This window comes from Bhargavaea sp. GQ12 (genome assembly GCF_059758705.1).
This window is the reverse complement of the sequence record NZ_JCAXEU010000006.1, coordinates 47,909-60,600: the sequence shown is the minus strand read 5'-3', so window position 1 is coordinate 60,600 and position 12,692 is coordinate 47,909. Positions and strand designations below refer to the sequence as shown.

The following is a 12,692-nucleotide window of genomic DNA, read 5'->3' as shown; positions in this document are numbered from 1 at the left end:
AGGCTTTCCGCGAAATTTCTTTCGGTCGGAGGGCGTCTCAACACTGCTTTCCGATTCCCGTCCTCCAGGAGACAAGTCAACGTACGGCTTCTTCCTTTATCTCTTCCTGAAAGGTCCTTCACCGCTTTTCATTCCATCAAGAACCATGCCGGCATAGATGGCTGCAAGTTCATCCGGATTCACCTCCCCCTCCGGGTCGAACCAGTTATAGCTATAGTTCGCCATTCCGAGGATTCCGAATGCAGCCATATCCGGTCTGAGATCTTCCCGGAATTCTCCAGACTCGACGCCTTCCCGTATGACGGCCTCGATGTTCAGTCGGAACCGGTCCCGATCTTCAGTTACAGCTCGGATATTCGCTTGCGACAGATGACGGATCTCCCGGAAAAACACCCGTCCGCTCGAACCGTTTTTCCGGATATCCAGGATCAGCAGCCCGATCATCGCGCGAAGCTTTTCCGCAGACAACCACTCAGCGTTTTCGACTATGGCCTGTTGCCGGCTGAGCAGGCCGGTGATGTATTCCTTATGGATTTCCATAAGCAGCTGTTCCTTGGTTTTGAAATAATAATAGAAGGTTCCTTTGGTCACTCCGATTGAATCGGTAATATCCTGGATCGATGTTGCGCTGAACCCCTTTTCCTCAAAAAGGGTGACGCTGGCGCGGATGATTTTTTCTTTCATCGGGCATTCTCCATCCGTATCCCGTGGTCTGATGTATGATTGCCGGTGTTCACTGGTTTATAGGGCGTGCATGCCTCCGTCTACGGCCAGAACCTCCCCCGTGACAAAATCGGATGCCGGGGATGCCAGGAAAAGAGCGGCCCCTTTAAGGTCCGAATTGCTCCCGAGCCGTCCGAGCGGTGTGTTCTGCATAATGGTATCCTTGCCCCTCTCGATCAGCACTTTCGACATCTTGGTCGGGAAAAACCCGGGTGCGATGGCATTCACGTTAATGCCGTGGCTGCCCCACTTCACCGCCAGGTCTTTTGTGAACGTCATGACCGCCCCCTTGCTCGTGTTGTAGCCGATGGTCTGCATAAATGGAGGCGTTCCGCCAAAACCTGCAATTGAGGAGATATTGATGATCTTTCCGCTTTTCTGGGTAATCATTGTTTTCCCTGCTTCCTGACTCATGAGGAAAGTGCCGGTTACGTTGACGTTCATAACCTTTTCCCAGGCCTCAAGCGGCATCTCTTCAACCGAAGCTCCCCAAGTTGCTCCGCTATTATTGACGAGGATATCGATATTACCAAAATGTTCAAGTGTTCCCTCCACAACCGCTTTGACGTCTTCAGGATTTGTGACATCGCATTGAAATGCAAGTGAGTCCACACCCATTTCCTTAAGCCTGATGCTCATTTCCTCACAGGCCTCCCGCTTCCGCGAACAAACGACCACATTCGCACCAGCCTCAGCATATGCCTCGGCAATCTGTGCACCGAGTCCTCTTCCCCCACCGGTGACGATCGCAGTCTTTCCATCCAACCTGAACAAATCCAAAACACTCATCTTTTGTGCCCCCTCTTCCCCTGAAATTGTTGCATTATGACCGCGCCTAGCAGACTACCGTTATACTGACCGATCAGTATGTTTAGAATATTACAACTAATCATTATGGTCAATGTCATGAATGAATAGTTTGATTCAGGGAAAAGGAAATTTGGCGGTGATGAAGCAAGCTGTATGGCTCAGTCACAAAAATGAGAAAATTCTCCGCCATCGGGAGAACGCATTCATGTATAATCTGAAATAGCCACTATAATGAGGCGGTGACATATTGGAACATGTGAAAAATTATTATTCGGCGGAGCTGGCCCATCCGTCGGGTGATCTGATCATCGAGGGGCCGGTCTCCCCGGAAAAACTGGAATCACTTGAATTCCACGAAGATCTGGTCGCTTTCCGCCAGCCGGAACAGCAGCATCGTGCCATTATCGGCATCGCGAAATTGCCTGAAGGGCGGATCATCATTGCCCGCCACGAAAACACGATTGTGGGATATGTAACGTTCCTGTATCCGGACCCTCTCGAACGCTGGTCGGAAGGCAAAATGGAAAATCTGATTGAACTCGGGGCGATTGAAGTGATTCCGGCCTTTCGGGGCGGGGGCGTCGGCAAACAGTTGCTGAAGGTGTCGATGATGGATGATGAGATGGAAGACTACATCGTTATTACGACCGAATATTATTGGCACTGGGACTTGAAGGGTACGAACCTGAATGTGTGGGAGTACCGGAAAGTGATGGAGAAGATGATGAATGCCGGGGGCCTGACCTACTACGCGACAGACGACCCGGAAATCAGTTCCCATCCTGCAAACTGCCTGATGGCAAAGATCGGAAGCCGCGTGGATCAGGAATCAGTACAGCAATTTGACCAGTTGCGGTTCATGAACCGGTTCATGTACTAACTGAACAAAAGGGGTGTTGGGGATGATTCTTGAGGAAATCATGAATACGGAAGTAGTGACACTAGGCCCGGGCCGGACTATCCGTGAAGCACGTGAACTGATGGAAGAAAAAAAGATCCGCCACCTCCCCATCATCGATGACGAAGGTGGTATCATCGGGGTCGTCTCGGACCGCGACATGAAAGAGGCCATTCCTTCATCGCTGATCGGGAAACAGGATCCCTCGATTTACGAACTTCCAATTTCTGAAATCATGACGAAAAATCCGATCACCGGGCATCCGCTTGATTTTGTGGAAGATGCAGCCGTGATTTTCTATGAAAATGGCATCGGCTGCCTGCCAGTCGTATCGTCCGGGAAAGTGGTCGGCATCATTACCGAAACCGACTTGCTCTACCGCTACATAGAGCTTACAGGCGCCAGCAAACCCGGCTCTCAAATCGAAGTGCGCGTTCCAGATGTGGCCGGCGTCCTTCATGGCGTGTCCAAAGTCTTCTACGAAAACAACTCGAACGTCTTGAGTGTCCTTGTCTATCCGGACAAGGAACGGCTGGACCACAAGATCCTTGTCATCCGGGTCAAGACGATGAATCCGCTCTCCATCATCGAAGATCTGCGCAAGGAAGGATATGACGTGCTATGGCCGAGTCTACCCGGAATGCAGTAATGAAACGGGCGGCGTTCGTCTATTCCGAGGGTCAGCTTGACTATAAGTTCTCGGAGACGCATCCATTCAATCAGAAAAGGCTCGTGCTGACCACCGACCTGCTTCGCTCGATTAATGCCCTCCCCGATTCCGCAATCGTAGAGCCAAGGGTCGCGACGGATGAGGAGCTGGCACTGATTCATGATGAGCGGTATATCGAAATCGTCAAAAAAGCCGGAAACGGCGAAGTCGATCAGGTTGTTGCCGAGAATTACGGAATCGGAACGGAAGATACACCCATATTCCCCCAAATGCACGAAGCGAGTGCCCAGCTTGTCGGCGGAACCCTTACAGCGGTCGATGAAGTGATGGAGGGCAGGGCACGGCGCGCCGTTAATCTGGGCGGTGGCCTCCATCATGGCTTCCGCGGAAAGGCATCCGGGTTCTGTGTCTACAATGACAGTTCGGTCGCCATCCGCTATATGCAGGAAAAGTATGGTGCGAGGGTCATGTACATCGACACAGATGCCCACCATGGTGATGGTGTCCAGTGGAGCTTTTATGATGATCCGAATGTCTGTACAGTCTCCATCCATGAAACGGGCCGTTACCTGTTTCCGGGAACCGGATCCATCACGGAACGTGGCAGCGGCCAGGGATATGGAACCTCCTTCAACTTCCCTGTAGATGCTTTCACAGAGGATGAGTCGTTCCTTGAAGTGTACAGGACGTCAGTGCGGGAGATTGCGGAGTTCTTCAAACCCGATGTCATCCTCACCCAAAACGGTGCAGATGCCCACTATTTCGATCCGCTTACCCATCTGCACTCGACGATGAAAACCTACCGCGGAATTCCGGAAGTAGCCATGGAACTCGCCGAACAATATTGCGGCGGACGCTGGGTCGCAGTCGGAGGCGGAGGTTACGACATTTGGCGGGTCGTGCCGCGGGCATGGTCACTTATCTGGCTCACGATGAACGAGGCGGATATCCCTACCGGCCCCCTCCCTAAAGAATGGCTTGAAAAGTATAATCAGGAGTCGCCCGTTCCCCTTATTCCTGATTGGGAAGATCCCGATCCGCTATTTAAGCCGATTCCCCGCAAAGCAGAAATTGAGGAGAAAAATCGCCTGATGATGGAAAAAGCACTGCATATCATCCGAAGCGAGAAAAGATGAAGAATACCCGGCAGACGAATCTGCCGCAACAAAAAAAGGAGTTGCCGATACTGCGGCAACTCCTTTCCCATTTAATCATCGAACTTTGCAGATTCACGCACTTCCATCCGGTGAGGGAGGATAAAGGCAGGATCCCCGGCTTCCTCGTTACTCATATACTTCGTCAGAAGACGCATTGCGACGGCGCCGATATCGTACAGCGGCAAGACGACCGATGTAAGTCGCGGACGTACCATCCTCGCAAGCTTTGTGTTCTCGAACGCCACGACTTCCACATCATCCGGCACGCTTTGTCCCGCGTCCATCACACCATGAATGACGCCGATCGCCAGCTCATCGCTGCCGGCAAAGACCGCCGTCGGACGGCGATCGGTCGCATGCCATGCCTCCAGCGCAGCATCATAGGAATCTTCCACCTCAAATACAAGCCCCTCGTCGTAATCTACGCCCCCATCCTGCAGGGCATCCTTATACCCCTCAAGGAGATGGTCGCGGTTGATTGTCGTATCAAGAGGGCCGGTGACAAGCGCAACTTCCTCGTGCCCGTTTTTAAGCAGTCGCGAAACTGCCTCACGTGCCGCCTCACGGTAATCAATGTTCACCGATGGAATCAAACCGGTTTCGTCAACCGTTCCGGCGAGTACGACCGGTACGGTCGATCGGCTGATTTCTTCACGGAGGGCAGGAGAAATCTGATCACTCATGATGACCATGCCGTCCACCTGCTTGCCCAGCATCGTTTCGATCAGACGGATCTCTTTGTCCTCACTCTGGTCGGAGTTCGACAGGATGATGTTGTATTCATACATCGTGGCAATGTCGCTGATGCCGCGGGCCAACTCCGCATAGAACCCTTTCGAAATGTCCGGGATGATGACGCCCACTGTTGTCGTCTTTTTGCTGGCCAGGCCGCGGGCAACCGCATTCGGACGATAGCCCAGCTTCTCGATGGCTTCCTTTACCCTCTTCCTTGTGGCCGGCTTGACGTTCGGGTTGCCGTTGACCACACGGGAAACGGTCGCCATCGAAACGTTGGCTTCCCGCGCCACATCATAAATCGTCACTGTCATAAAAGATCCCTCCGCTGAAAACGCTACTTGTTACTTTCATTTTACGACAGATTCTCTCGAACTTAAACGAAAAAGCCGGAACTTTTCGTTCCGGCCCTTCATTATGCCATTACAGCATGAGTTTTCATGAATTTCTGAAGCTCGCTGTAGAACTCGTCAAACTGTTCGAGGTTCATCTGCTGAGCCGAATCAGACAGTGCAACAGCCGGATCCGGGTGAACTTCCGCCATTACTCCATCCGCACCGACCGCAATCGCTGCCTTGGCCGTCGGAAGCAGGAGATCCCGTCGTCCTGTTGAGTGGGTCACGTCAACAAAGACCGGCAGATGTGTTTCCTGTTTAAGGATTGGAACAGCTGAGATATCCAGCGTGTTGCGGGTCGCCTTCTCGTACGTGCGGATGCCCCGTTCGCATAGCATGATCTGGTCGTTACCTTGGGAGATAATGTATTCAGCTGCATTGATGAACTCGTCGATCGTTGCAGCAAGCCCGCGCTTCAGGAGTACTGGCTTATTGACCTGCCCCGCCGCTTTCAGGAGCTCAAAGTTCTGCATATTGCGGGCACCGATCTGGATGACGTCGACATAGTCGAGTGCCTCCTCAAGGTGGCCCGGCGTGACGATTTCAGATACGACTGCGAGGCCGTTTTCGTCAGCTGCACGCTTGAGAATTTTCAGCCCTTCCAGGCCGAGACCCTGGAAGTCATATGGCGATGTACGCGGCTTGTATGCACCGCCGCGGATCAGCTTCTGACCTTTCGCGGCAAGTGCGGACGCGACCGTGGACACCTGGTCGTAAGATTCGACTGCACATGGTCCGAAAATGAACGTCGGCACATCCTTGCCTACGCGCGCACCGTTCACCTCGACAATGGTATCCTCTTGCTTTTTCTTGCGGGAGACGAGCAACGCTTTACGGTGATCGTCTTCCTGAAGCTCGAGTGCTGTCTTGAAGATTTCCTTGAAAATATGGTCAACAGTCGACTGTGGGACAGGACCGTTGTTATTGTCTTTCAGAAGGTTCAACATATGGCGCTCACGGAGAGGGTCATAACGGTTGACACCCTGCTTTTCTTTAACTTTCCCGATTTCCTGTACAACTTCCGCACGCTCATTGATCAGGCGCAGGATTTCCAGGTTCAGTTCGTCTACTTTGCCCCGAAGGCTTTCCAAATCATTCAGGCCCATTCCCGTATCCCCTCTCTTATTGGATTAACTGTGGCGGTTGGTGACGCCTTTTACAGATAATGAACCCATTATAGTAGAGGATGCACTGTTTTGTCACGTCTTATTTGCTGAATAATTTTTCTTTTGAAATGTAAACGGTTACATATGTATGTAAAGAAAAGCCCGCCTAAGCGGGCTTTTTCCTTAAGTATTTTTGTTGTCTTTTTTGTCGTTTTCAATTTTGGAGATGTGGTTCATCGCCATGACCTTGTTGTCACCCGCATTTTCCGAGTTGTCATAGCTGTACGGCGTGTTGCCGCTGTGCTGATCTTTCGTGCTCGGATCATTAGGGGTGTTGTTGGCGTTCGTATCCGGCTTTTTATTGCTGCCTACTTTTTTGGTACCTTTATTCGATTTGCTGTCCTTTTCGGATTTCTTGGCCATGTCCTTGGCTTCTTTTTCTTTTTCCTCAACAGCTGTTTTTAGGGCTTCCGCAGTAGAATTGGCTTTTTCCTGCCCGCTTTCGATGGCCGATTCCACCTTTTCTGCGACGGTATCGATCAGTTCGATCGGCTCTTCCCCTTCGGAAGAAGCGGTGCCATCATCCATCGGTGCGTTCTGTCCTTTTTTCGACTTGACCTTGTCGACAACCTTGCTCGTCTGGTCCTGGACCTTTTTCGTGATGTCACCTGTCTTTTCTTTCACCGATCCGGTGATATTGGACGTCTTGTCCTTGGCGACGTGTGTGAGTTCAATGCCTTTTTCTTTGATTGTGCCCGCCTGGTTCGTCACGTCCGTGCGAAGTTCCTTCCCTGTCTTCGGAGCAAGGAGAAGTGCAGCACCCGCACCGATCAGTGCTCCGATCAGCGCGCCAGCAATAAAGCCGCTACCGCTGTCTTCCTTCTCATACCCATCATGATAGAAAGAGTCGCTGTAGTTGTTGCGGTAGCTGTAGTCGTACTGGTTCGGGTTGTACATGTCGTAGGTTGCAGGCTTGCTGCTGGGGTAGTCTGTGGCATAGTCGCTGTTGACGCCTGATGCCGCTGCCTGCTCCTGAGCCTCGTAGTAATCACGGTTTGTACCCGGTTCATTATAATTCGGTTTCAGGTGTTTGTCTTTGCTCATTTAAATTCCTCCTCAAATTTGATGATCGGTTCCGGACAGAATTCTATCAGTCAGGATTTGATCCTTTCAGGTTCAGGCAGGCGCTTCTGGGCCGGTACCGAATAGCGGTTCCATCCGTCCTTGTCCTTGCCCGTTCCGGAACGCTCTTTCCATTTATCACGGATCTCCATGACCACATTGCTCCACTGGACGACCTGTGCGATCTTGTCTTCATTACGCTCGACTTCGGCTGCTACGGATGATGTGATCCGGCGCACCGACGTGTTGAGGTTGCCGACAGATTCTCCGACGCCCTGGACAGCCTGGACAACGGTATTGATTTTCTCACTCTTCTGCTGGATGTCTTCTGCAAGCAGATTCGTCTTATGAAGCAGTTCGGTCGATTCCTTTGTAAGTCCCTGGATCTGGCCTTCTAGACCGTCTACCGTAGATGCGACGTTATTTAGCGTCTTTTTAACGGAATTGAGGGTCACGGCCAGGGCGATGCATAAAATCAGAAAAGCAACGGCCGCCACGATTGCCGCGATGTACAACAAATTCTCCATGCCATATCCTCCTATTCATAATGCCTGTTTCATACTAACGTTGTACCCCTGTAATACTGGGAATAAACGCTTCTTCTCCCTATTCAACATGCACCAGTTCGAGTCCTTCCCAAACATGGATTTTGTACGGGTAAATCAAAAAGGCAGAACTGTCAGCCAATGCTTCTCATGCGCAAAACTCTGCAACCGCCGAATTTCGCAATAAGAGCCTTCAACCCAGTTATCTGGGTGAAGGCTCTTGCTATGCATTTATTTAATGCCTAGACTGTCTTACCGTCCTTAGCGAGTTCCGTGAAGGCTTTTTCATATTTCTGCACATCGCCGGCTCCCATGAAAAGGAGAATGGCATTTTCGTGTACGAGAAGCTGTGCGACTTCGCCGTCATGGATCGCACGGCCTCCCCCTATCTTATCCGCGAGATCTGCTGCTTTCAGGTCGCCGTTCTGTTCACGGGCGGAGCCGAAGATTTCACAAATATAAACTGCATCCGCAGCGCTGAGGCTTTCCGCAAATTCCTCCATGAACTTCGCAGTCCTGGAGAAGGTGTGCGGCTGGAAGATCGCCACGATTTCACGGCTGGGATATTTTTGTCTGGCAGACTGGAGGGTAGCCCGGATCTCGGTAGGATGGTGGGCATAGTCATCAATGATGACCCGGTTCCCGATGACCGTCTCCGTGAACCGCCGTTTGACTCCCCCGAACGTATCCAGGCGCTCCTGGATGATGTCTGCGGGAATGTTCTCATACTTGCATAGCGAGATGACGGACAGTGCGTTCAGCACGGCATGATCACCCGGCTGCGGCACATGGAATGAGTGGTATGCCTCATTCCTGACCCGGACATCAAATGTTGTGCCCGACTCACTGCGCTGCAAATTATGGGCAACAAAATCATTTTCCGGAGAAAAACCGTAATAAACAACCGGGACATTGGCCTGGATGCGCTGGAGCTGCTCATCATCCCCGCAGGCAATGATACATTTTTTCACTTTGTAGGCCATTTCCTGGAACGCATCAAACACATCATCGACATCGGCAAAGTAATCCGGGTGGTCGAAGTCGATGTTCGTCATGATGGCATAGTCCGGGTCATAGGCCAGGAAATGCCGCTTGTATTCACAGGCTTCAAGCGCAAAGAATTTGGCGTCGGGGTCTCCCTTTCCGGTCCCGTCGCCAATCAGGTACGATGTCGGGCCGTAACCTGCCAGGACATGGGCCAGAAGCCCTGTCGTCGAAGTCTTGCCGTGTGAACCGGTCACCGCGACTGAAATAAAGGAATCGATGTACTCGCCGAGGAACTCATGATAGCGGATGACATCCAGACCGATCTCCCGTGCGCGGACCAGTTCGGAATGGTCGTCCGGAAAAGCGTTGCCGGCAATGACCGTCAGCCCTTCCTGAATATTTTCCGCATCAAACGGAAGGATACGGATATTCCGTGCCCTCAAGGGTTCTTCGGTAAAGAAATATTTGTCGACATCAGAACCTTGAACTTCATGCCCGGTGTCATGCAGGATCTGGGCGAGCGAACTCATGCCCGACCCTTTGATTCCGGTGAAATGATAAACTGTCATGCTAAACCTCCCGGGATTGAAATCCCTGTGTACGGCCAAAACAAAGCCATAATCCAATTATACCATCAAACAAGTCAGCTTCGGAAAGCTCCACTTACGTTATTTTTCTCCATCCGATCATATCGTATGCGCGGGTCCGCCCGGCTGTTCGATGACCGATGCTGCTTCTTCTGTCAAATAAACGTCCCGGGGCTTGCTCCCCTTCTGCGGAGAGACGTATCCCCTATCTTCCAGCATGTCAATCAGGCGCGCAGCGCGGTTATATCCGATGCTGAACTTGCGCTGGAGCATGGATGTCGATGCGCTTCCTGCTTCGGCGATAAACCGGCACGCGTCTTCAAAAAGCGGATCCTCGGATTCATGCGATTCCGCCTGCTTGATCAGTTCTTCCTGACGGAACAGGTAATCCGGCTCGCCAGAGTGGCGGACAAATTCAATGACACGTTCGATTTCATCATCTGTGACGAACGTTCCCTGAAGGCGGGCGGGTGCGGACATGCCGTTGCCAAGATAAAGCATGTCCCCTTTTCCGAGCAGCCGCTCCGCACCGGGCACATCGATGATCGTCCTCGAATCTACCTGGGAAGACACCGAGAAAGCGATTCTTGTCGGCACGTTCGCCTTGATCAGGCCGGTGATGACATCCACTGAAGGCCGCTGTGTGGCAATTACGAGATGAATGCCGCAGGCCCGGGCTTTCTGTGCAATACGGCAGATCGATTCTTCGACTTCCGCCGGCGCGATCATCATCAGGTCCGCCAGCTCATCAATGACAATAAGCAGGTAAGGCAGCTTCTTGCTGAACTCGCGATGTTCTTCTGCCTTTTGGTTATACCGGGCAATATCTCTTACGCCTCCGTGCGCAAACAGTTCATATCTGCGCTCCATCTCCCCTACTGCCCATTTTAGTGCGGCATTCGCAGCTTTGACATCGGTGATGACCGGGCTGACAAGATGCGGAATCCTGTTGTACGGGGCAAGCTCGACCATTTTCGGATCGATGAGCAACAGTCTCAGCTCTTCCGGAGAGGCCTTATAAAGAAGGCTTGTAAGGATCGAGTTGATGCACACCGATTTTCCGGAACCTGTCGCACCGGCGATGAGCCCATGTGGCATCTTCCGGAGATCAATGGTCGATGGACGGCCCGCAAGATCAAGTCCGAGCACCGCTTCAAGAGGAGATTCTGAAGTCTCGAATGACTCGGAATTGATCACTTCTGAAATCCTGACCGGTCTGGACACACGATTCGGAATCTCAATGCCGATCGAGCTTTTCCCCGGAATCGGCGCCTGGATGCGAATGTCCCTGGCAGCCAGGGCAAGCTTCAGGTCGTCTTGCAGATTCCTTATTTTACTTACTTTCGTTCCATGTCCTACCTTGAGTTCAAATTGTGTAACGGCAGGTCCCTGGACCATGCCGATCACTTCTGCCTTGACTGAGAAATAAGACAGTGCTTCTTCCAGTTTGGCCGCCTGGGATTCCATCCATTCCGAATCTTTCGTATTGGTTTCCGGCTCGATGAGGAATTCTTTGTCCGGGAACACGTAGTGCGGCAAGTCTTCTTCATCGGTGGACTCCTGGCCGGAATGACTTTCCGCATTGCTTTCCAGGACCGGCGGCGCTTCATTCCGGACTTGCTCCACATGGATGCCGTTTTCCGGTTTCCGGGCAGCTGCTTCAGGCTCTTCCCTTCCGTCAGTCATTGAAGGCTGATCGACCGCCGGGTCTTTTTCCTGTCTGCGGGCGCTGCCCTGATTCACTGATGGCTTGAGGCCCTTTAGCTGTTCGAGCTGTTCGAGCTTCTGTTTATCGGATTTCAGCATCACAACATTAAACGGCGTACCCGACTTGCGTGTGTGCCGGGATGTCCGCGGGACGGCAGCTTCTTCTTCCGTTTTCACTTCCGTCTGTACAATACGCTCTTCCACTATTGGCTCTGCCGATGTTTCCTTACGTTCCGGCACAAGTACTTCAGCGGGCTGTTCCTCGGTTACTGCCGTTTTCGGCTGTTCTGCCGAAGCCGCTTCCGCTGATGTCTTTAGGTCCGAAACCCGGGTGATGACAAGTTCTGAGGGCTTCTCCGTTTTTTGGTTTTCCTTCTTCACTTCAAATTCGGAAACGCGGACATTTTCCGCGCGGGCATTATTCTGTATGGAGCCAGACGTTTCTTTCTTGGCTTGCGGCAGCGGCAATTCTGAGCCGGCGGCATGCTCGTTGATCACTTTTTCAGCACTGCGTCCGCCGTCCGGTTCTTCCCTTTCGCGGATCCGATCGGCAAGCCCCGTCTCGGGAGCTTCGACCGGAAGCGGGTCCGGCTTTTCTTCCGGCGGTGCCGGTTTCTTGAATCCGTATACCGGAGACGGTACGGCGGAAGGCCTGAACCCCCGTGTCTGCTTTGGTGGCTGCGGACGCTCTTCCAGCGCGGACATTGCTGCCCGTACTGTACTCTCCGGCACTTCACGGAATTTGGTCTTCATTGGGTCGCGTCGCACAGGAGGGCGTTCTTCCCAGGTTCTCCTGCTTTGCTGACCGACGTCCCGCAGATGTTTGGGCAGCGGCAGACGTCCGCCGCCGGACGGAGCAAACTGCTCTCTTGGAGCACGGATTTCTTTTGGTGGCGGCGGAGCCGGAAGAGGCTCGGTTTCTGTTGCCTCACCTTCATCAGGAATAAGCGGGAAACGGAACTTCGGACGTCCGACCTCCACCTTTTCCGGAGCCTCTTCTTTTCGTTCTATGTAATCGGTTTTCCCGAGATCATCCATCGGCTCTTCTTCTGTGACTTTGTTTAGCAGCCGTTTAAACCAGTTCAATAGTTATCACTCTTTCCAAGATCAATCACTTTATTCTATCAGCATAGGTGGTTTCAATCAAACAGTCCCCTGATAGGTAAATAGCCCCCCTCTCACGAAAAAATAAACAGCAGCGGTTATCGTAAGCCTTCTTAACAGAAGACTTGCGCACCGCTGCTGATCCG

11 protein-coding genes are annotated in these 12,692 nt (G+C 52.2%); 3 read left to right on the top strand and 8 right to left on the bottom strand.

Translation table 11 applies throughout. The features are described 5' to 3' along the window. Positions 1-96: 96 nt before the first annotated feature. Complete coding sequence (locus tag AC6CHQ_RS07415; RefSeq protein ID WP_498081205.1) at positions 97-684, bottom strand: TetR/AcrR family transcriptional regulator; 588 nt, start codon at positions 682-684, stop codon at positions 97-99. A 57-nt stretch (positions 685-741) separates the two neighbouring features. Then, on the bottom strand, positions 742-1,512 hold the full coding sequence (locus AC6CHQ_RS07410) for an SDR family oxidoreductase (protein WP_251238401.1): 771 nt from the start codon (positions 1,510-1,512) through the stop codon (positions 742-744). 268 nt (positions 1,513-1,780) lie between these two features. Here AC6CHQ_RS07410 and AC6CHQ_RS07405 point away from each other — a divergent pair, with 268 nt between their 5' ends. The 3 genes from AC6CHQ_RS07405 to AC6CHQ_RS07395 are packed head-to-tail and all read left to right on the top strand — an operon-like array spanning position 1,781 to position 4,237. Then, on the top strand, positions 1,781-2,413 hold the full coding sequence (locus AC6CHQ_RS07405; RefSeq protein ID WP_092051956.1) for a GNAT family N-acetyltransferase: 633 nt from the start codon (positions 1,781-1,783) through the stop codon (positions 2,411-2,413). A 22-nt stretch (positions 2,414-2,435) separates the two neighbouring features. Then, a complete protein-coding gene (locus AC6CHQ_RS07400) occupies positions 2,436-3,080 on the top strand; it encodes an acetoin utilization AcuB family protein (protein WP_092051959.1) in 645 nt (214 codons plus the stop codon). Next, positions 3,080-4,237, top strand: coding sequence for an acetoin utilization protein AcuC (locus tag AC6CHQ_RS07395; RefSeq protein WP_251238593.1), 1,158 nt, complete (start codon positions 3,080-3,082; stop codon positions 4,235-4,237). Before AC6CHQ_RS07400 ends, AC6CHQ_RS07395 begins: the two co-directional genes overlap by 1 nt. A 71-nt stretch (positions 4,238-4,308) precedes the next feature. Here AC6CHQ_RS07395 and ccpA read toward each other — a convergent pair whose 3' ends face one another. From ccpA to AC6CHQ_RS07365, 6 genes are all read right to left on the bottom strand, one after another. Continuing rightward, positions 4,309-5,307 (bottom strand): catabolite control protein A, encoded by a 999-nt coding sequence (ccpA, locus tag AC6CHQ_RS07390; protein ID WP_251238399.1) that lies wholly within the window; start codon positions 5,305-5,307, stop codon positions 4,309-4,311. A 101-nt stretch (positions 5,308-5,408) separates the two neighbouring features. Continuing rightward, the gene (locus AC6CHQ_RS07385; protein WP_092051963.1) at positions 5,409-6,494 is read right to left on the bottom strand and encodes a bifunctional 3-deoxy-7-phosphoheptulonate synthase/chorismate mutase; all 1,086 of its coding nucleotides are present in this window, start codon (positions 6,492-6,494) and stop codon (positions 5,409-5,411) included. 183 nt (positions 6,495-6,677) lie between these two features. After that, positions 6,678-7,598, bottom strand: a complete 921-nt coding sequence (locus tag AC6CHQ_RS07380) for a YtxH domain-containing protein (RefSeq protein WP_498081204.1) — start codon at positions 7,596-7,598, stop codon at positions 6,678-6,680. A 50-nt stretch (positions 7,599-7,648) separates the two neighbouring features. Next, positions 7,649-8,143, bottom strand: coding sequence for a DUF948 domain-containing protein (locus tag AC6CHQ_RS07375; RefSeq protein ID WP_092051966.1), 495 nt, complete (start codon positions 8,141-8,143; stop codon positions 7,649-7,651). Positions 8,144-8,403: 260 nt separating this feature from the next. After that, positions 8,404-9,717 carry a UDP-N-acetylmuramate--L-alanine ligase gene (gene murC, locus AC6CHQ_RS07370; RefSeq protein ID WP_498081203.1) on the bottom strand — a complete coding sequence of 438 codons (1,314 nt, stop codon included), beginning with the start codon at positions 9,715-9,717 and terminating at the stop codon, positions 8,404-8,406. A 117-nt stretch (positions 9,718-9,834) separates the two neighbouring features. Further along, positions 9,835-12,528, bottom strand: a complete 2,694-nt coding sequence (locus AC6CHQ_RS07365) for a DNA translocase FtsK (protein WP_251238397.1) — start codon at positions 12,526-12,528, stop codon at positions 9,835-9,837. Between the last annotated feature and the right edge of the window lie 164 nt (positions 12,529-12,692).

Bases quoted from the DNA above. Each gene is read 5' to 3' on its own strand.
- AC6CHQ_RS07400 (WP_092051959.1), top strand. From the start codon at position 2,436: ATGATTCTTGAGGAAATCATGAATACGGAAGTAGTGACACTAGGCCCG.
- AC6CHQ_RS07385 (WP_092051963.1), bottom strand. From the start codon at position 6,494: ATGGGCCTGAATGATTTGGAAAGCCTTCGGGGCAAAGTAGACGAACTG.
- AC6CHQ_RS07380 (WP_498081204.1), bottom strand. From the start codon at position 7,598: ATGAGCAAAGACAAACACCTGAAACCGAATTATAATGAACCGGGTACA.
- AC6CHQ_RS07415 (WP_498081205.1), bottom strand. From the start codon at position 684: ATGAAAGAAAAAATCATCCGCGCCAGCGTCACCCTTTTTGAGGAAAAG.
- AC6CHQ_RS07395 (WP_251238593.1), top strand. From the start codon at position 3,080: ATGAAACGGGCGGCGTTCGTCTATTCCGAGGGTCAGCTTGACTATAAG.
- murC (WP_498081203.1), bottom strand. From the start codon at position 9,717: ATGACAGTTTATCATTTCACCGGAATCAAAGGGTCGGGCATGAGTTCG.
- AC6CHQ_RS07375 (WP_092051966.1), bottom strand. From the start codon at position 8,143: ATGGAGAATTTGTTGTACATCGCGGCAATCGTGGCGGCCGTTGCTTTT.
- ccpA (WP_251238399.1), bottom strand. From the start codon at position 5,307: ATGACAGTGACGATTTATGATGTGGCGCGGGAAGCCAACGTTTCGATG.
- AC6CHQ_RS07410 (WP_251238401.1), bottom strand. From the start codon at position 1,512: ATGAGTGTTTTGGATTTGTTCAGGTTGGATGGAAAGACTGCGATCGTC.